Source organism: uncultured Parvimonas sp. (assembly GCF_963524015.1).
Taxonomy (GTDB): domain Bacteria; phylum Bacillota; class Clostridia; order Tissierellales; family Peptoniphilaceae; genus Parvimonas.
This window is the reverse complement of sequence record NZ_CAURDT010000002.1, coordinates 105,380-123,940: the sequence shown is the minus strand read 5'-3', so window position 1 is coordinate 123,940 and position 18,561 is coordinate 105,380. Positions and strand designations below refer to the sequence as shown.

The 18,561-nt window shown below is 26.3% G+C and carries 21 protein-coding genes; 17 read left to right on the top strand and 4 right to left on the bottom strand.

Going from position 1 to position 18,561, the window contains the following annotated elements:
- Positions 1-8 precede the first annotated feature (8 nt).
- The 3 genes from RWJ08_RS03445 to RWJ08_RS03435 form a co-directional block, all read right to left on the bottom strand.
- The gene (locus RWJ08_RS03445; RefSeq protein ID WP_313961080.1) at positions 9-521 is read right to left on the bottom strand and encodes an IS3 family transposase; all 513 of its coding nucleotides are present in this window, start codon (positions 519-521) and stop codon (positions 9-11) included.
- Between the two features lie 166 nt (positions 522-687).
- Positions 688-1,119: a helix-turn-helix domain-containing protein gene (locus RWJ08_RS03440; RefSeq protein WP_313961079.1), complete on the bottom strand. Its 432-nt coding sequence runs from the start codon at positions 1,117-1,119 to the stop codon at positions 688-690.
- 68 nt (positions 1,120-1,187) lie between these two features.
- Positions 1,188-1,322 (bottom strand): hypothetical protein, encoded by a 135-nt coding sequence (locus RWJ08_RS03435; protein WP_255260946.1) that lies wholly within the window; start codon positions 1,320-1,322, stop codon positions 1,188-1,190.
- Positions 1,323-1,330: 8 nt separating this feature from the next.
- Here RWJ08_RS03435 and RWJ08_RS03430 point away from each other — a divergent pair, with 8 nt between their 5' ends.
- From RWJ08_RS03430 to RWJ08_RS03350, 17 genes are all read left to right on the top strand, one after another.
- A complete protein-coding gene (locus tag RWJ08_RS03430; RefSeq protein WP_009354838.1) occupies positions 1,331-1,666 on the top strand; it encodes a hypothetical protein in 336 nt (111 codons plus the stop codon).
- Positions 1,667-1,777: 111 nt separating this feature from the next.
- Positions 1,778-2,428, top strand: coding sequence for a YaaA family protein (locus RWJ08_RS03425; RefSeq protein ID WP_293439242.1), 651 nt, complete (start codon positions 1,778-1,780; stop codon positions 2,426-2,428).
- 778 nt (positions 2,429-3,206) lie between these two features.
- Positions 3,207-3,920: a type II CAAX endopeptidase family protein gene (locus RWJ08_RS03420; RefSeq protein WP_313961078.1), complete on the top strand. Its 714-nt coding sequence runs from the start codon at positions 3,207-3,209 to the stop codon at positions 3,918-3,920.
- A 30-nt stretch (positions 3,921-3,950) separates the two neighbouring features.
- A complete protein-coding gene (locus tag RWJ08_RS03415) occupies positions 3,951-4,628 on the top strand; it encodes a type II CAAX endopeptidase family protein (RefSeq protein WP_313961077.1) in 678 nt (225 codons plus the stop codon).
- A gap of 57 nt (positions 4,629-4,685) precedes the next feature.
- On the top strand, positions 4,686-5,408 hold the full coding sequence (locus tag RWJ08_RS03410; RefSeq protein WP_313961076.1) for a CPBP family intramembrane glutamic endopeptidase: 723 nt from the start codon (positions 4,686-4,688) through the stop codon (positions 5,406-5,408).
- Between the two features lie 63 nt (positions 5,409-5,471).
- Positions 5,472-6,188: a CPBP family intramembrane glutamic endopeptidase gene (locus RWJ08_RS03405; protein ID WP_313961075.1), complete on the top strand. Its 717-nt coding sequence runs from the start codon at positions 5,472-5,474 to the stop codon at positions 6,186-6,188.
- A gap of 50 nt (positions 6,189-6,238) precedes the next feature.
- On the top strand, positions 6,239-6,946 hold the full coding sequence (locus RWJ08_RS03400) for a CPBP family intramembrane glutamic endopeptidase (protein WP_313961074.1): 708 nt from the start codon (positions 6,239-6,241) through the stop codon (positions 6,944-6,946).
- A 156-nt stretch (positions 6,947-7,102) separates the two neighbouring features.
- Positions 7,103-8,503: a dihydrolipoyl dehydrogenase gene (lpdA, locus tag RWJ08_RS03395; protein WP_009354968.1), complete on the top strand. Its 1,401-nt coding sequence runs from the start codon at positions 7,103-7,105 to the stop codon at positions 8,501-8,503.
- A gap of 56 nt (positions 8,504-8,559) precedes the next feature.
- A complete protein-coding gene (locus RWJ08_RS03390) occupies positions 8,560-10,653 on the top strand; it encodes a Tex family protein (protein WP_313961073.1) in 2,094 nt (697 codons plus the stop codon).
- A 317-nt stretch (positions 10,654-10,970) separates the two neighbouring features.
- The gene (locus RWJ08_RS03385) at positions 10,971-11,771 is read left to right on the top strand and encodes a DUF169 domain-containing protein (RefSeq protein ID WP_313961072.1); all 801 of its coding nucleotides are present in this window, start codon (positions 10,971-10,973) and stop codon (positions 11,769-11,771) included.
- A 76-nt stretch (positions 11,772-11,847) separates the two neighbouring features.
- Complete coding sequence (locus RWJ08_RS03380) at positions 11,848-12,765, top strand: TDT family transporter (protein WP_313961071.1); 918 nt, start codon at positions 11,848-11,850, stop codon at positions 12,763-12,765.
- A 142-nt stretch (positions 12,766-12,907) separates the two neighbouring features.
- Positions 12,908-13,459: a translation initiation factor IF-3 gene (infC, locus tag RWJ08_RS03375; protein WP_009354441.1), complete on the top strand. Its 552-nt coding sequence runs from the start codon at positions 12,908-12,910 to the stop codon at positions 13,457-13,459.
- 15 nt (positions 13,460-13,474) lie between these two features.
- Positions 13,475-13,666, top strand: coding sequence for a 50S ribosomal protein L35 (gene rpmI, locus RWJ08_RS03370; protein ID WP_009354463.1), 192 nt, complete (start codon positions 13,475-13,477; stop codon positions 13,664-13,666).
- Positions 13,667-13,684: 18 nt separating this feature from the next.
- Positions 13,685-14,029, top strand: a complete 345-nt coding sequence (rplT, locus tag RWJ08_RS03365; protein WP_009354971.1) for a 50S ribosomal protein L20 — start codon at positions 13,685-13,687, stop codon at positions 14,027-14,029.
- 46 nt (positions 14,030-14,075) lie between these two features.
- Entirely contained in the window at positions 14,076-15,425 is a 1,350-nt protein-coding gene (locus tag RWJ08_RS03360; RefSeq protein ID WP_313961070.1) for a TrkH family potassium uptake protein, read from the top strand.
- 8 nt (positions 15,426-15,433) lie between these two features.
- The gene (locus RWJ08_RS03355) at positions 15,434-16,075 is read left to right on the top strand and encodes a TrkA family potassium uptake protein (RefSeq protein WP_313961069.1); all 642 of its coding nucleotides are present in this window, start codon (positions 15,434-15,436) and stop codon (positions 16,073-16,075) included.
- Between the two features lies 1 nt (position 16,076).
- Positions 16,077-16,835 (top strand): RNA methyltransferase, encoded by a 759-nt coding sequence (locus RWJ08_RS03350; RefSeq protein ID WP_313961068.1) that lies wholly within the window; start codon positions 16,077-16,079, stop codon positions 16,833-16,835.
- Between the two features lie 59 nt (positions 16,836-16,894).
- On the opposite strand, the gene RWJ08_RS03345 is transcribed toward RWJ08_RS03350, so the two are convergent.
- Complete coding sequence (locus RWJ08_RS03345; protein ID WP_313961067.1) at positions 16,895-18,232, bottom strand: C1 family peptidase; 1,338 nt, start codon at positions 18,230-18,232, stop codon at positions 16,895-16,897.
- Between the last annotated feature and the right edge of the window lie 329 nt (positions 18,233-18,561).

Genomic DNA, 18,561 nt, shown 5'->3' with positions numbered 1-18,561 from the left:
ATGAATCGTTAAATCTTCTTTGTTCTTTTTAAAGATTTTTCTAATGACACATTCGTTAAATTTACTGTAGGACTAAAACCTATTGAATATGATATTATTTCTCCATTAAAAGTATCTAAAATAGGTGATAAATATATTTTCTTTGTATTATTTCCTATTTTAAATTCTGTTATATCTGTTAGCCATAATTTATAAGTTTTATCAGTTTTAAAATTCCTATTAACAACATTTTTTGCGATTTTTCCCACTGTTCCTTTATATAAATTATACTTTCTAACTCTGTTTTTGAACTTTTTACATAAAAGTTCGTTTTCTTTCATTATTCTTAAAACTTTCTTGTGATTTACAATAAGTCCATATTCTAATCTTAATATCTTACTTACTCTTCTATATCCATATCTTCCTTTAGATTCTTTTACTATATCTTTTATTTTTTCAATAATATAAATCTCTTTTGACTTTATCTGTTTATTTAGTTTTTCTTTCCACTCATAAAAGGAACTTTTATTTAATTTAGCCACTTTTAACCATTGTAATATTGTAATTGATTTATATTCTTTTGCCTTGCTTAATTCAATTATCGCTTTTGCTTTTTCTTTGTTTTTAAGTCCTTTTCCATAAGCAAGGCTTGAAGTTTTTTTTCATAAGCTATAGCTGCCTTTAATAGGAGATTTTCTTCTCTTAGTCTTAAAAGTTCTTCTCTTTCGCTTTCTTGTAAATTTTTTTTCTTTTTTGTTCTATTGGTATAGATTTTTTCATTTTAGGCTTTCTTCCTTTTGTTTTACTATTTAAACCATCTAATCCATATTCATCATATTTCCTTTGCCAATTAACTATGATTGAATCATTTGTTATATCAAATTTAACAGCAGTTTCTCTAAAAGTTAGATTATTAGTTTTTCTATATTGTAATACAAACAGTTTAAAATTACTAGTATAACTTTTGTTTTTAAATTTTTTACTTATACCTTCAATACCATTATCAAAATACCATTTTATCCAATTTGAAATAGTTGTTTGTGGTATTTTATATTTTTTTGATAATTCAGATTGACTAATATTATTTTTTTCATATTCTTTAATTACTTTTATTTTTAATTTTATATCATATTTTGACATTCAAAAACCCCCAAATCCTTTGTCCGGATTTAGGGGTTCACATCAATATTATTTAGGTGCTTTTAAATTTATTTTAAATAATCATGTACTGCTTGAACAAAGAATTTAACACCATTTATAAAATATTTTTCATTAAGTCCAAATTTTTCGTTGTGGTGAGGATAAGCAACTCCATCAACATAAAGAGGATTTTGTAAAAGCACATAATCTTATGAGCCTTATTGAAAAAGAAATTTATGATAAATATGAAATTGTACTTGTTATACATGTTGAACCTGTTGGTGGAAACTTTACGGAAAGAGAAATTGAATTAAAAGAAATTACTGAAAATTGGAAAAATCAGTTTGAATATATAAAATCAATTCACGATTTTGCAATCTACAAAGAAGGAGAGGAATATTTTGTAGGTATGCAAGTAGCATTATACGGAAATAAATTAGGTAAAACATTTGATGAAAATATATTTAAATGTGAGATAGAAGAACTGATTAAAAGCTACGATAATAATTTAAAAACATCAATAACAATATTATATGATTATTTATAAAATAGCACGAGAGTGCTATTTTTTGTTGATTATAATGAGATTTTTTAATATAATCAATGTAGTATTTTATTTGGAATATTGCTATTTTAAAATAGATTTAAGGAGAAAAATATGAAAATAATTTTATCACCTGCAAAGACAATTTCTAAAACTTGTGAGAGATTTTCTTTGGGAGTTGAATTTTCTGATAAAACAAATGAAATTATAAAGAATGTTCCGGAAGTTTTGGTTTCAAAAGATTATTACAAGGCTTTTTATATGTATGATGGAATGTGTTATAAAAATATAAAAAGAGAAGAGTTTGATGAGTGCGATTTAGAATATATAAAGGAGCATTTAATTATTATTTCTGCACTTTATGGAGTGCTTAAACCTTTTGATTTAATTAATCCATATAGACTTGATTTTCTTATGAAAACAAAAATGGGAAATTTATATAATTTTTGGAAAGATGATATTGCCAAGAACATTTTAAAAGACACAGATTTTATTGTTAATCTTGCAAGTGATGAATTTTCAAAAACTGTTAAAAAGTACATTTCAGAGAAGCAAATTTTGGATTTTGAATTTTTTGAAAAAGTTGATGGAAAGTTAAAAAAACATTCTACGATTTCAAAAAAAGCTAGGGGAATGATGCTTAACTTTATGACTAAAAATAAAATTGAAAATATTGAAGATATAAAGAAATTTGACAAAGATGGATATGGTTTTGCTGAAGAAATGTCTTTAGAGAATAAATTTGTATTTGTAAAAAATAGTTAGAAATATTATTATATGAGATCTCTCCGCTTCGTTTCGCGTCGCTCAACTTCGGTCGAGATGACATATTAGGGATTTGAAATGAACGTCAACACGATATGAATATTTTTGTTATGTTTATAGAGTATTAATATGGTTTTAAGTTTATTAACTTTTAACATTATGCTATTAAATTAGATTTTCTCTTTGCACGTCATTTCGACCGAAGCGAAGTGTAGTGAATCTAGCCCTAACTTTGTTTGCTTTCAAATAAAAGTAGGTCTGACAGAGCAATTGTATAATTAGATACAATTGCTCTGGAAATCTCATAATTAGATTATAAGTAAACAAAATAAAGACTAGATTTTTTTCAAGTCGTTTAATTTCGATTGAGATGACATATTAGAGATTTGATTTCCAGCGTAATATTAAGTGAATGTTTTTTATTTTATAATTAGAACTTCAAAAGTGTAAAAACTTTTGGAGTTTTTTTATTGAGTTTAAAATAATCTTTATAGAAATGTTTGCATACAGATATATAATAAATTTTATATTAGCTTTTTATAAATAAAATTAATAAATAAATTTTTGATTAAATAAAAAATACTGTTTTTTCAATAATTATATTTTATAATAATTAGCATTTTTATTGTTTTACAATATTTTGTTATTTCATCTTGACAAATACGTTTTCTTTATGGTATCATTACTTTGCATAGTGATTATTATACTGCATTTACACTTTCTTTAGATGAATTTTAACAAATTGTTATTCAATAAAATATATGGTCAAGGAGTTTTTATGAGAAAAACTAATTTATTAAATGTAAAAAACTTTAAAAAATGGATATTACCAATTATTTTATTAATTTCTTATAAATTTATATTTGATAAGATGATTTCTTATATTGTAATAAATAGAGCAGGTAATTTTTCTAAATCGATATTAATTGGTAATTTTATTGTTGCAATTATATTGTTTTTGTTAATTAAATTTATATTTAAAGGAAAATTAAATTCGATTGATAGTTCTGAAAAAATGGACTTAAAAAAATCTATTATTATTTCAATAGTTGTGTTATTTTTAACTATAGGAATTATATATGGGGTTATGTGGGTACAATCTTTTCTTTTTAGTCATATTAGCTTAAATAGTTCCAATGCAGATGCTATTACAAAAGAATTTAAATCTAATCCATTACCAGTAGTTGGGCTTTCTTTTGTAACATCAACACTTGAGGAACTAGTTTATAGACAACTGTTGTTTGGATATTTGTATGATTTATTTTTAGGATGTAATAAATATATTAGATATATAACTTCAGCACTAATATCTGCAATTATATTTGGATCAATACATGATGGTTTATTCCATCCTGCAATGCTTCAATACATAACTCATGGATTTATTTTATCTGGACTTTATTTATATACAAAAAGAATATCATCTCCAATAATTGTACATGTTTTATTTAACTTACTTTTAGACTTTAGGAGATTTATAATTTATTTCTAACATTATGAAAATATAATAAAGGAGAAAATAATGCTAGATACTAATTTATTAAATATAAAAAACTTTAAAAAATGGATATTACCAATTTTGATGTTTTTAGTTTATGAATGTTACAGCAAAATATCTAAAAAACTTTTTATAAAATATGGGACAAAGGATTTTGCATTTATACATTTTTTTGCTCATATTGTAATAATAATTTTCTTTATATGTTTAATTCATTTTGTATATAAGGATAAATTTAATTCAATAGATGCTTCTAAAAAAATGAATTTACTAAAATCAGTACTGATTTCAGTAGTAGTATTTGTAATTAGTTTTTATCTTGATAAGATTATCTCCGTTATTGTGTATAATGTATTTGGAAATGTTAATAGCATTAATGATAATGCTATAAAAACAGCAAAAGAAGTTAGTATTTATAGAAATTTTGATAGCGTATTTGTAGCTCCTATATTTGAAGAGATTGTGTTTAGGCAAATATTATTTGGATACTTATATGATTTACATTCAGGATGTAATAAATATATTAGATTTATTACTGCATTAATTGTATCTTCAATAGTATTTGGCTCAATACATAATGGAGTTTTCCATCCTTATATGTTATTTTATGTTACTTCTGGTATAATTTTATCCAGTTTATATGTTTATACTAAAAGATTATCGTCACCTATTATTGTCCATATTTTACATAATCTTTTCTAATTTTTTAAATTATTGTAGAGAAATATAAATTAGGGTTTTAAGAACAAGGAGGAAATTATGTTAAATGGAAAAAACTTAACAAAATGGGTAGCACCAGTTTTAATGTTTGTTTTTTGTGATTTTATTTATAAACAGTATTTAGTAAAATATTTATTAGATAGGGATTATTTAGTTGTTAATTTCTTTGAAAACTCTTTTTTGAATAAGACTTTTTCTTTTGGATTGTTAAATTTTGCTGTTGCAGTAATTATTTTATTGATTTCTAAATTTATATTCAAAGAAAAGTTAACTTCTATAGATAGTTCTGATAAAATGAGTTTAAGAAAATCTACTATAATAGTAGTCTTGGCTGTTGTTTTAACAATAATCATATTTTATTTATTAACTTATATTATATATGATGTTTTAGGTTCGTCAGTCAATAGTGCAGCTGCTATCTATATTAGAGACATGTATATGCGAAATAAATTTATTTATGTTATTTTTACATTTTTTACTGTTACTTTTGAAGAAGTTGTATATAGAAAATTGTTATTTGGATATTTATATGATTTACATTCAGGATGCAATAGATTTGTAAGATTGATTACATCTTTGTTGGGATCGGTGATTATTTTTGGAGCAATCCATGATGGAGTACTTAGTTCCGGGATGATTTATTACGTTATTGCCGGGATAAGTTTTACAATTGTTTATTTTTATACTAAGAGAATTTCGGCTGCCATAGCTATACATTTCTTATATAATATATGTGTACGACTTATTCGTACTATTATTTAGAGCAATTATTATAGAAATATAGCTTATATCTTTTATAAATATTATTTGTCTAGGAGGGAAATAATGGTAAATGTAAAAAACATTAAAAAGTGGATATTACCTGTTTTAATGTTTCTATTTTTTGAATTCATCTTTAGGCAGAAAATTTTAAATTCTTTATTTTTTGGGAAAATATTTGTTTTTAAATTTTTTGAAAATCCAATTGTAAATAATTTCTTTGTTGGTGGGATTTGTTGTCTATTTGGAAATTGTATAATATTTTTGATTATAAAGTATATATTTAATGGAAAATTAAATTCTATAGATAATTCAGAAAAAATGGACTTAAAAAAATCTATAATTATTTCGATATTAGTTTTTGTTTTTACTATGTTGATTATATATTTAGCTTCATACATTGAAAGTATTTTCAAACTTGAGGTTTATAGTTTGAATGCAAAAAATACTAGGGGTACTGAAAGACTTAATTTGTTTGTAAGTTTATTTTCAATAGCTTCGGTAAATATATTTGAAGAACTGGTGTATAGACGAATACTGTTTGGATATTTGTATGATTTACATTCGGGTTGTAATAAATATATTAGGATAATAACATCTATGATAATATCATCTATTATCTTCGGTTCAACACATGATGGTGTATTTCATTTGGCTATGATTCAGTATATAATTTATGGAATATCTTTTTCAGCAATATACTTATATACTAAGAGAATCAGTTCAGCTATAACTGTTCATATTTTAGTTAATATATTTATAACAATTATGAGATTTTTCTAAATTAACATATAAAAAATTTATTTATAAAATAAAAATTTTAGGAGGAAGTTATGAGTGTTAAGACAAAAAATTTTATTGTATCATTAATAATATCATTGGTGTATTTTTTAGGGATTTTAAGATTTTCTACATTGGCAAATAAATATTTAAAATCAGAATTTGTACTTAAAAACCTATCAAATATAAATATTATTTTACTTTTGATTTTTGGAGTTTTAGTATATTTGTTTTGTAAAAAGTTTCCAACAAATTCAATATCCAAAGGTAGTAAAAAGGAACCTTTAGTAAAATCAATTTTGATTGGGGTATATTCTGGGATAGCTTTGATAGTTGTAATGCAAATTATATATAAAATTTTAGGATTTTTAGGTTATCCCTATGATATGACCGGAGAATTTATTAGAATTAAAAATCTGGTATCTAATAATAAAATTGCCTTAATAAATATGGTGTTTATTATTCCTTTTGTAACTGAAATTGTATATAGAAATGTAGTATTTGGCTACTTATATGATTTATATGAAGGTGGATACAAATTTGTTAGATTATTTACACCAGCTTGTTTATCAGGAATTTTGTTTGCACTCATAAATGTAAAACATGCACTTCCTGTCGTAGTAGAAGCTGTAATTATATCCTTGACTTTTGGATATGTTTATTTAAAGACAAAAAGAATAGAAAGCGCGATAATTGGACATATTATATTTAGTACAGGTATTGTAATACTTTCATTTATAGTAAAGACAAGTGTTTTATAAAATTGTTTATATTAATTATTTTGTATAATTTTAAATACTTTTAAATAGTTTATTGCAAATATAGTAAATTTTACTTAAAAACTTGAAAAAAAAGTATTTTTGATATATAATTTTAGTGAGTGAAAACTTAAAAAAATTTATTAAGGAGTGTGTTTTATGACTAAAATAGCTGTTATTGGAGCAGGCCCAGGAGGATATGAGGCTGCTATTAGAGCTGCACAAATGGGAGCAGAAGTTGTACTTATTGAAGCAGATAGACCGGGTGGTACTTGTTTAAATAGAGGATGTATCCCTACAAAAACACTTTGGAAAAATGCTGAAATTATGGAAAATATTCATAGAAAAGCAGAATTCGGTTTACTTATGGACGAATGTAAAATTGATCCAATAAGACTTAATGAAAGAAAATGCGAAGTTGTTGAAAAAATCGTAGGTGGGGTAGAATTCTTAATTGGTTCTTATCCAAATATTGAATACCTGAAAGGTTTTGGTTCTTTTGTTGATCCTCATAAAATTCATGTTAAATTAAATGATGGTTCAGAAAAAGATGTAACAGCTGATTACATAATCATTGCTACAGGTTCTAAACCAAGTGTTCCGCCAATTGCAGGAACTGATTTGCCTAATGTAATTACTAGTGATGAGTTCTTAGATTTAAAAGAAATTCCTGAAGAACTTATAGTTGTTGGTGGTGGAGTTATTGGAATGGAATTTGCAAGTATTTATGCTCAATTCGGTTCAAAAGTAACTGTAATGACTAACGGTGTTTTACCTGCAACTGACGGAGAAATACAAAAGAGAATTCCAAGTATTTTCAAAAGAGCGGGAATTAAGATTGTAAATAAAGTTCGTGCTAGTGAAATTACGCAAGAAAACGGTAAATTAAAAGTTACAGCTAAGAGAGTTGATAAAGATAAAGTTGAAGAAGCTGAAGGTACAATGGTTCTTTTAGCAACAGGAAGAAAAGCTAATATCGATGGATTAGAAATCGAAAAAGCTGGGGTTGTTACTGAAAGAGGAGCTGTAGTTACTGATAAAGGATTTAAGACAAATGTTGACCATATTTATGCTATTGGTGACGTTGTTTATGGAAATGTTCAACTTGCTCACGTTGCAAGTGCACAAGCAATTCATGTTGTTGAAAAATTAATGGGAGAACATCCTGAAATTAATTTAGATATTGTTCCTGCTTGTACATTTACTTTACCAGAAGTTGCTCAAGTTGGTTTAACTGAAGAAGAAGTTATTGCTCAAAATATTCCTTATGTTAAGAGTAAATTTATGTTCAGCGGAAATGGTAAAGCTGTTTCATTAGGAGAAGCTGATGGATTTGTAAAAGTTCTTGCAACTGAAGACTTAAAGAGAATTTTAGGTATCCATATTATTGGACCTCATGCAAATGACTTAATTCATGAAGGAACAGTTGCTATGGCAAATGATATGGGAGTTGAGTCAATAGGCAAGATGATTCACGCTCACCCAACTCTATCAGAAGCATTTATGGAAGCAATTCACCAATTAGAAGGAAAGTCAATCCATAGTGCACCTGCAAAATAATTATTTTGTTAGAATTTTAGGGAGCGTTAGCTCCCTTTTTTATTAAAGAGGTAAGAATGAATATTTTTGAACAAATTGCAAAAGAATTAAATATAAAAGTAGGTCAAGTTGAAAATACTGTAAAACTTATAGATGAGGGAAATACTATCCCTTTTATCGCAAGATATAGAAAAGAAGTTACGGGTAATTTAGATGATGAAATACTTAGAAATTTAGAACAAAAATTACAATATTTAAGAAATTTAGAGCAAAGAAAAGAAGATGTTATAAGACTAATTGACGAACTTGGAGAGTTGAATGATGAATTAAAAAATGAAATTATAAATGCTGAAACTCTTTCAAAAGTTGAGGATATATATCTTCCATTTAGACCTAAAAAGAGAACTAGAGCAACTATTGCAAAGGAAAAAGGTCTAAAACCACTTGCTGATTTAATTTTAGATAGAAAACTTAATGAAAATAATTTTGAACAAAAAGTTTCTGAATTTATTAGTGAAGAAAAAGAAATTTTAAATATTGATGAAGCTATGGCTGGTGCTTTAGATATTATTGCAGAGATGATTTCTGAAGATAAGGATTTTAGAGATATTTTAAGAAAAGATGCCGAGAAAAATGGAATTTTAGTCTCTGAAAAGGGAAAAGAAGAGAATAATGTTTATGATATGTATTATGAATTTTCTGAAAAGATTTCTAAACTTCCAGCACATAGAATACTTGCTATAAATAGAGGAGAAAAGGAAAAAGCTCTAAAGGTTTCTATAAAGTTAAGTGACGAAAAAAATATTGGTGAAATTTTATTTTCACTATGTATGGATGATGAAAATTTCTGTCATAAATTCTTAAAAGATGCTGTTATCGATAGTTATAATAGACTTTTATTCCCACAAATAGAAACTGAAATAAGAGCAAATTTAAAAGAAAAAGCAGATACACAATCTATTGAAGTTTTTGGCAAGAATTTAAAACCTTATATTATGCAATCTCCAATTCTTGACAGAGTTGTTCTAGGAATTGACCCTGGTTATAGAACGGGTTGTAAGGTAGCTGTTATTTCAAAAACTGGATCAGTTTTAGACCATGTAAATATATATCCTACAAAGCCACAAGAAAAGATAAAGGAAAGCAAGGAAATTTTAGCAAAACTTATTAAAAAATATGATGTAAGTTTAATTGCAATAGGAAATGGAACTGCAAGTCGTGAAACTGAAAAAGTTGTTGTTGAATTGATAAATGAATTGAAAAAAGAAGATTTATTCTATTCAATAGTAAATGAAGCGGGAGCTTCAATTTATTCTGCTTCAAAACTTGGACAAGAAGAATTTCCGGATTTAGATGTAACTGTTAGAGGTGCAATATCAATAGCAAGACGTATTCAAGACCCAATGGCTGAGCTTGTGAAGATTGAACCAAAACATATTGGTATAGGACAATATCAACATGATGTAAATCAAAAACAATTGACAGAAACTTTATCAGATGTTATTGAAGATTGTGTAAATAAGGTTGGAGTTGATGTTAATACTGCATCATTTTCACTTTTATCTTATATTTCAGGAATGACAAAAACTATGGCTAAAAATTTAGTTTCATATCGTGATGAAAATGGGGCCTTTAAAAATAGAGATGAAATAAAAAAAGTAAAAGGAATAGGGCCTAAGGCATATACTCAATCTGCGGGATTTTTGAGAATTAGAAATGGTGAAAATCCTCTTGACAATACTGCTGTTCACCCTGAAAGCTATGAAATTGCAGAAAAACTTTATGGAAAAGATTTAGATAAGATTAATATTTCAAAACTTTCAAAAGAATTAGAAGTTGGTGAATTAACATTAAAGGATATAATTGAAGAGCTTAAAAGACCTGGTCGTGATATTAGAGAAGATATGCCAAAACCAATTTTAAGATCTGATGTTCTTTCTATTGAGGATTTGGAAGTTGGAATGGAATTAAAGGGAACTGTAAGAAATGTTGTAGATTTTGGGGCATTTGTAGATATTGGAATTAAAAATGATGGACTAGTTCATATTTCACAAATTTCAAATAAATATATAAAGCATCCTTCAGAAGTATTAAAAGTTTCTGATGTAGTTAAGGTTAAAATTTTAGAAATTGACCTTGAAAAGCAAAAAGTAAAATTGACAATGAAGTAAAAAGAAATGCGATAAAACGCATTTCTTTTTTTGTATAAAAATAAAGTAATTATCAATGCTAATGTTGTGTAAAATCTTTAAAAAAAATAGTGAATATTTTATCATAAGAATTTTTATGGTTTCATAAGGTTGTTAAATGTTTAAAAATGAAGGAATATATTTTATAATAAAAAATAATTATTAATAATGCTTATCCATAGAAAAAAAGTATTAGACTTATTTATAAATGTGTGATAATATGGCTATGATTATATTTGTTTGTGATTTTACAAAATCTTTTATCAAATATAAATAGTAAATATATAGGAGGTTATTATATGGATATTCAAGAAAGTGTAAAACTTGTAGATTCATATTTAGACTTGAATCGTAAAGTAGTAGGAGTAAAGTTTTTTCACGATGAAGAAAGTTATGAAAAGTTTGAAGTTCCTGAAAGAGAAAGTAAAGTTACATATTGTAACGCTGTTAATTTGGCGTCAAAAGGAGCTAATGTAAAAGTAAGAAAAGCACATCAAGGTTGTCCAAATGGTTCAGTTGCTTTTGGTTTTAATCAAGCGCCACCTAAAATGGCATCTGGAGAAGCTAGATTTAGTAAAAATATTTATAAAGATGTTGAAACATCAAAAAGTGTTTCTGATGAAATGATATTTTTGAAGGAACCAATCTATGGTATAGTAGTGATGCCTTTAGAAAATTTTAAAGTTGAACCAGATGTTGTTGTTATGATTGAAAAAGCATATAACATAATGAGAGTTGTTCATGGATATTCTTATTTTAATGGATACTCTCCAGAAATGAAAACTGTTGGTTTACAAGCGGTTTGTCATGATCTTACAACTCTTCCTTATGAACATGGAACAATAAATATCACATTCTTATGCCCAGGTACAAGACTTATGGCAAATTGGCATCCTGATGAGTTAGGAATTGGAATGGCGTGGAAACATTGGTACAATGTTGTTCAAGGCATAGTTGAAACTACAAATCCTTTTGAACGTAATGGAAATAAGAGAAAAATAATTAAGAAGATGAAAAAGAATCATATGGATGATTCTGTAATTGAATTAAATAAAAATTATGATACAGGATCATATTTAGGTGGACCAATAGAAAAATAAATTCAAAATAGTTAGGGATTTCTTTTTAGAAATTCCTAACTTGAATTTTTTAAAAAATTTAGTAAAGGAGAATTTTATGGATTTATTAAAAAAATTACCTATTCCCATTGCGGGATTGATTTTAGCTATGTTTGCGTTAGGAAATTTGTTACAATCTTATAGTAATGTTGTTAGATTATGTATAGGTGGCGTTGCACTTATTTTATATATTATTTTTGTTTTAAAAATTGTTTTATTAAATTCAAAATTAAAAACTGTTTTAGATAATCCAGTTCCTGCAAGTGTACTTTTAACAATTACAATGGCTACTATTTTACTTAGTAGCTATGCAAAGCCTTATTCTTCAGGCTTAGCTGCTGCATTTTGGTTTGTTGGTGTAATCTTACATACTTTGTTAATTATTTGGTTTAGTATGAAATTTTTACCTAATTTTTCAATTAAGAAAGTATTCCCATCTTGGTATATTGTTTATGTAGGAATTGCAACAGCTAGTGTTACAGCAGGAGCAGCGGGACAATTAAAATTAGGACAAATTTGTTTTTGGTTTGCTTTAATCTCATATTTTATTTTAATACCTGTTGTATGTTACAGAGTATTTAAAGTTAAAGAAATTCCAGAACCTGCACAACCTACTTTTGCAATTTTATCAGCACCTGGTTCACTTGCACTTGCAGGATATTTGAATACTTTTCCTGAAAAGAATTTTATTTTCGCTGCTGTTTTGTTTGGATTTTCACTATTTTTCTATTTAGTAGTTTTAGTAAATTTACCAAAATTACTGAAATTGAAATTTTCTCCAGGTTTTTCAGGTTTTACATTCCCATTAGTTATTAGTGCACTTTCTTCTAAATTATTTAATGGATATGTTACAAAATTATATGGAGCAAATTCAGTTTTAAAATTATTTGTTAATTTTCAAGAAATATTAGCAACGTTGATTGTACTATATGTTTTTATTGGATATATGAAATTGTTATTTTCAAAAGAGAATTAAATTATTATAAAAATTGCTTGACTATTTAATTAGTATATGTTAAAATATTTGAGTAATATGATGAATGAAGTAGAGTACTCGCTCTCACCTTGTTACTATTTTGTTTCAGGTTTATGTTAATAATTTAAGTTTTGTAATTATTATGGCGGGTGTTTACTCGCCGTTTTTTTATGGAGGTGTTATTATAAAAGAGCTTTTAATTAATGAAGAGATTAGAGCAAAAGATGTTAGGTTAATTGATGCAGAAGGTAATCAAATTGGAGTAGTTCCAATTTCGAGAGCATTAGAAATGGCAAATGAAAAGAAATTGGATCTTGTTAATATTTCTCCTAATGCTAATCCACCTGTTTGCAAAATTTTAGATTATGGAAAATATAGATATGATTCATTAAAGAAAGAAAAAGAATCAAGAAAAAAACAAAAAGTTATAAATGTTAAAGAAATTAGACTTACTCCAAGTATCGATAAGCATGATATAGAAGTTAAGGCAAAACATGCGAATAATTTCTTAAAAGGTGGAGATAAGGTAAAAGTTTCTGTAAGATTTAGAGGTAGAGAATTGGGACATACTGATATTGGTAAGGTAGTTTTAAATCAATTTAAAGAACTTACTGCAGAATATGGAAATGTAGAAAAAGATTCCGTAATGGAAGGTAGAAATATGACAATGTTTTTATCACCAAAACAAGATTAATAGGAGGTTTTAGATATGGCTAAAATGAAAACACATAGAGCGTCAGCTAAGAGATTCAAGAGAACTGGTACTGGAAAAATTAAAAGATTTAAGGCATATAAGAGCCATTTAACAAGTAAGAAATCACCAAAGAGAATTAGAAATTTAAGAAAATCATCAGTTATCAGTAGTGGAGATCAAAAAAGAATCAATAATATGATTCCTTAATAATGGAGGTAAAGAGTAATGGCAAGAATAAAACGTAGTTTAAATGCAAGAAAAAAACATAGAAAAGTATTAAAACAAGCTAAAGGTTATTATGGTGCGAAGTCAAAATTATTCAAAGTTGCTAATCAAGCAATTATGAAATCAATGACTTATTCATTCATAGGAAGAAAGAGAAAGAAAAGAGATTTTAGAAGCTTATGGATTGCAAGAATTAATGCCGGAACAAGACAATATGGTTTAAGTTATAGCAAATTTATGTATGGACTTAAGAAAAATAATATAAATATGAACAGAAAAATGCTTTCTGAAATGGCTATAAATGATCCAGAAGGATTCAAAAAATTAGTTGAATTAGTAAAATAGAGAAAATGTCCCTTCATAATTGAAGGGCTTTTTTTTGGAGGTTATTTTGAGAGATTTTATAAAGCAGTTAAAAAATAAGCTTGAAACTAATCCGCCTGCGGTATTAACTTTAGGTTTCTTTTTAATAATAACTGTTGGATCTATTCTGTTATTTTTACCTTTTTCATCTAAAAATTTAAATTTTACAAATTTTTTAGATTGTTTATTTATATCAACTTCTTCTGTTTGTGTAACTGGGCTTTCAACTATAAATATAACTAATGAATTTAATTATTTTGGAAAAACTATTATAATGCTTTTAATTCAAGCAGGAGGATTAGGCTTTATGACAATGGCTACTATGGTAGCTATGATTTTAGGCGAAAAGATAACTTTAAAAGATAGACTTGTAATTCAAGAACAAATGGGATCAACAAAACTTAGTGGAATGGTTAAACTTATAAGATATGTAATTTTTTCAACCTTTTTAATTGAAGGTTTGGGTGCAATATTACTTTCTTTTACATTCGTTCCTAAGTTTGGGTTGAAAGGAATTTATTATTCTATTTTTCATTCAATATCAGCTTTTTGTAATGCAGGTTTTGATGTTTTAGGAGAAAATAGTTTAGAGAGTTTTAATACAAATCCATATTTACTTTTAATAGTTTCGTTTTTGATAATATTAGGAGGTCTTGGATTTCATGTTTATATTGATATAAGTAATTTTAGATTCAATTATAAAAAGTATTCATTGCATACTAAGATTGTTCTAGTAATGACTTTAGGACTTCTTATATTTGGAACAATTGCTTTTTTTGTCTTAGAATATTCTAATGCAAAAACTTTAAAAAACTTAAACTTTTTTGATAAAATTACAAATTCATTTTTTCAATCTGTTACTACAAGAACTGCAGGTTTTGCATCTATAGATCAAACTGGTTTTACGGAATCTTCAACGATTCTAAGTGTATTTTTGATGTTTATAGGAGGCTCTCCTGCAAGTACAGCCGGTGGTATAAAGACAACTACAATATTTTTATTGATAGTAACAACTATATCTTTCATTCAAAATAATAATGAGATAGAAGTTTTTAAAAGGAGAATTTCTTTTTCTTTAGCAAAAAGAGCAATTGGAATATTTGTTATATCTTTGTTACTAGTTAATACTGTAGTTTTTATTTTAACTTTGATTGAAAATGTAAGATTTATAGATTTGCTTTTTGAAACTGTTTCAGCTTTTGCGACAGTTGGACTTAGTAAAGATTTAACTCCACATTTAAAAGATATTACAAAAATATTATTAATTATATTGATGTTTATTGGAAGAGTAGGTCCGCTTACAATTATTTTCTCTTTTTATAAAAAGGTTAATAAAAAGAAATTTAAGTATTCAAGCGGAAATGTTATTGTTGGATAGGAGATAGTATGAAACAAATTGCTGTTATAGGTTGTGGAAGATTTGGAATGAGTTTAGCCATAACCTTGGGAAAACTTGGAAATGAAGTAATGGTTATAGATAAAGATGAAGAGATTATAAATTCTATTGCAGACAAGGTTACACATGCTATAATTTGTGATGTTAGTGTAGATGGAAGTCTAAAGGAATTAGGACTTGCTAACTTTGATATTTGTGTTGTTGCAATAGGTTCTGATTATAAAACTTCAATTATTGCAACTGTAGAAGCAAAAGAGCTAGGTATTCCAAAAATTATTGCTAAGGCAACTGACGGTGTTCAGGCTATGGTTCTTAGAAAAATAGGGGCAGATAGAGTTATAATTCCAGAAAAAGATATGGGAGTAAGAGTAGCAAATAATATAAGTAATTCAAATATTTTAGACTCTATCAATTTATCTGATGAATATTCTCTTGTTGAAATTTCGCCAATGGAAGTTTGGGTTGGAAAATCAATAAAGGATTCTGAAATTAGAAATAGACATCATGTAAATATAGTTGCTATAAAGAATAAAGATGGCTTGGAGATAAATGTAGGAGCTGACTATGTTATAAAGAGCAGTGATATTCTTTTAGTTGCTGGTAGAAATGACTGGATTGGTAAGCTGGTATAATATGGAATTTAAAGTTATAGATAGTAAAGATAATAAAAGGTATAAATTATTTAAGAGTCTGTATTTGAAAAAAAATAGAGATAAATATAAATTATTTTTGCTAGAAGGAAAAAAACTCTTATTAGAGGCTATTGGCGAAGAACTTGATATAGAAAATATAATTTGTACTGAAAAATTTATTGAAAACTTTGATTTTAATGAAAAATATTTAGATAAAGTTATAATCTTATCTGAAAAGTTATTTAAAAACTTGACTGAACTTACAAATTCTGAAGGAGTTATTACTGTTGTTAATTATATTGAGGATAAAAATATTTCTTCTAAAAATATAATTTGTTTAGAAAATGTAAGTGATCCGGGAAATTTTGGAACAATAGTTAGAACTGCAAATGCGTTTGGAATTAAGGATATATTGACTATAAATTGTGTAGATAAATATAATTCAAAAGTTTTAAGAGCAACTATGGGTGCAATGTTTAGAACAAATATTGTAGATTGTGAAATTGAAAAAATAAAAGAATTACAAAAAGATGGATATAGATTAATTTCTACGACATTAAGTGAAAATTCAAAAATTTTAGAAGATTTTAAATTTGATGGAAAAAATATTGTAGTTATGGGAAATGAAGCAAATGGAGTTTCAGCTGAAATGCTAAGAATTTCAAATGCACATTTAAAAATAGATATGGACAATTCAATGGAGTCTTTAAATGTATCAATAGCAGCTGCAATAATAATGTATAAAATATATAAAAATTAAAGGAAGTGTTTATAAGCACTTCCTTTTTTGTACTATATATTTTTGGGACAATTTTTCAATTATTTTAATCTTGCCAATGCACCAAATGGATCCCATGGTTCAAGTTCTATTGTTTTTTCATCAAGAGCTTTTAACCATTTTTCATCAACGTATTTTTTGTCAACCATTACTTCATAGTTGTATTCATCAAACCATTCATCAGTCATTGAAAAAATACCTTTATCTCCAACTGCATCTCCCCAAGAGTTTTCAACTTGCCATTCTAATGGTTTTCCATTTTCATCAAGATTTACTCCTGTAAACACCATTGCATGAGTTAATACACTTTCGTGATAATCAAGTCTTTCTGCTTTTGTAAAGTTTTCTAAAGTAGGGAATATGTCATCATACAAGAACATATCTAAGTCCATAATTCCTTTTTGCTTTTCCAAAAACTTAATTACATCACAGCCAAACCATACAGGTTCCCCAGCTTTAATTGACTTTATAGCACTTTCTTTTAATACTTCTATAGGAACATTTAAGTATTTAATTTTGTCAGCTTCTTTAACTGTTCCTAAGAATTTTACAGTATAAACTTTTCCGTAAGGTTTGTCATCAGTTGGAGCATTGATTAAACTTATTTTATCTTTTAAATTCCAACCAACATATTTATCGAAAAATTCTTTAGGAGTAATATTTGATATTCTGTGGAATTTTTCGTCTTTATCTCTGTATTCATAGGTGAAAGTTTCAGGAATTTCTCCCAAACATTTAGTTAAAATATTGTAAACTGTATAAAGAGTTTCATTTTTTAAATCTTCAATTTCTTTTAATGGTTTGCCAGCTTTATGAAGATTTCTCATATCACAAGCTGCTTTTCTAAGATATTTAGTTAGTATTGCTTCCATATCTCTTGTGTTTGAAGAGTGGAATGTTTCAGGCATGATTCCTTTAGGAACAACACCATATTTTTCTAAAAGACCTTTAAACATATCCCATTGACCACCATCTTGTACAGGTGCAGTTAAAAGATGAGAAACAACTCTTGAATCAGTTTTTTCGTCTAATGTTTCAATTATACTTTCTAAAAAGAAGTTTGCTTTTTCAAGTTTGTCCCAAAATAGAGTATATGTTTGTGAGTATTCCATAGATTTTATGTTTAATTTTTCCATAGTTGAAACTCTTGCAACATTTAATGCAGAGAACATCCAACATCTACCACTTGATTTTTGGTTTGTTATTTCACCTTTTTTTGTAACATCAGAAAACTGAAAATTATGTCTTTTATAGACCTCATGATTTGTAGATGCTTCGTGTAACCCCACTTTTGCAACACTTGCAGCTACGATCTTGTTTGTTTTACAAGAATTAAATCTTTCTTTAAATGACTTAAGAATTTCATTTGTTAATGCCATTTTTATCACTCTCCTTAAAAAATTTTTTTGTGAGAAACCTCACAATTACATTGTAACATAAAATTATAATAAATAAAAGATAATTATTATCAAAAATGATAAAAAATTATAAATTTTTAAATATATTATATATTGAGATAAAATAATAAGTAGCCTAAAAAATTATATTATAACAATAGTATTTTATTATAAATATTATAAATTTTTAATAATTTTTAAAATATAGAAATAGGAAATATTTGACTAAAAAATTCTTGAAATATTGATAAAATGGTAATAGATCATATTAATCGCTATAACATTAGAATAATTGCAGATAATTAAAAAGG

Excerpts from the sequence above, each read along its gene's own strand:
- RWJ08_RS03440 (WP_313961079.1), bottom strand. The coding sequence starts at position 1,119 with ATGTCAAAATATGATATAAAATTAAAAATAAAAGTAATTAAAGAATAT.
- RWJ08_RS03430 (WP_009354838.1), top strand. The coding sequence starts at position 1,331 with ATGAGCCTTATTGAAAAAGAAATTTATGATAAATATGAAATTGTACTT.
- RWJ08_RS03425 (WP_293439242.1), top strand. The coding sequence starts at position 1,778 with ATGAAAATAATTTTATCACCTGCAAAGACAATTTCTAAAACTTGTGAG.
- RWJ08_RS03420 (WP_313961078.1), top strand. The coding sequence starts at position 3,207 with ATGAGAAAAACTAATTTATTAAATGTAAAAAACTTTAAAAAATGGATA.
- RWJ08_RS03415 (WP_313961077.1), top strand. The coding sequence starts at position 3,951 with ATGCTAGATACTAATTTATTAAATATAAAAAACTTTAAAAAATGGATA.
- RWJ08_RS03410 (WP_313961076.1), top strand. The coding sequence starts at position 4,686 with ATGTTAAATGGAAAAAACTTAACAAAATGGGTAGCACCAGTTTTAATG.
- RWJ08_RS03405 (WP_313961075.1), top strand. The coding sequence starts at position 5,472 with ATGGTAAATGTAAAAAACATTAAAAAGTGGATATTACCTGTTTTAATG.
- RWJ08_RS03400 (WP_313961074.1), top strand. The coding sequence starts at position 6,239 with ATGAGTGTTAAGACAAAAAATTTTATTGTATCATTAATAATATCATTG.
- lpdA (WP_009354968.1), top strand. The coding sequence starts at position 7,103 with ATGACTAAAATAGCTGTTATTGGAGCAGGCCCAGGAGGATATGAGGCT.
- RWJ08_RS03390 (WP_313961073.1), top strand. The coding sequence starts at position 8,560 with ATGAATATTTTTGAACAAATTGCAAAAGAATTAAATATAAAAGTAGGT.
- RWJ08_RS03385 (WP_313961072.1), top strand. The coding sequence starts at position 10,971 with ATGGATATTCAAGAAAGTGTAAAACTTGTAGATTCATATTTAGACTTG.
- RWJ08_RS03380 (WP_313961071.1), top strand. The coding sequence starts at position 11,848 with ATGGATTTATTAAAAAAATTACCTATTCCCATTGCGGGATTGATTTTA.
- infC (WP_009354441.1), top strand. The coding sequence starts at position 12,908 with ATGGCGGGTGTTTACTCGCCGTTTTTTTATGGAGGTGTTATTATAAAA.
- rpmI (WP_009354463.1), top strand. The coding sequence starts at position 13,475 with ATGGCTAAAATGAAAACACATAGAGCGTCAGCTAAGAGATTCAAGAGA.
- rplT (WP_009354971.1), top strand. The coding sequence starts at position 13,685 with ATGGCAAGAATAAAACGTAGTTTAAATGCAAGAAAAAAACATAGAAAA.
- RWJ08_RS03355 (WP_313961069.1), top strand. The coding sequence starts at position 15,434 with ATGAAACAAATTGCTGTTATAGGTTGTGGAAGATTTGGAATGAGTTTA.
- RWJ08_RS03350 (WP_313961068.1), top strand. The coding sequence starts at position 16,077 with ATGGAATTTAAAGTTATAGATAGTAAAGATAATAAAAGGTATAAATTA.
- RWJ08_RS03345 (WP_313961067.1), bottom strand. The coding sequence starts at position 18,232 with ATGGCATTAACAAATGAAATTCTTAAGTCATTTAAAGAAAGATTTAAT.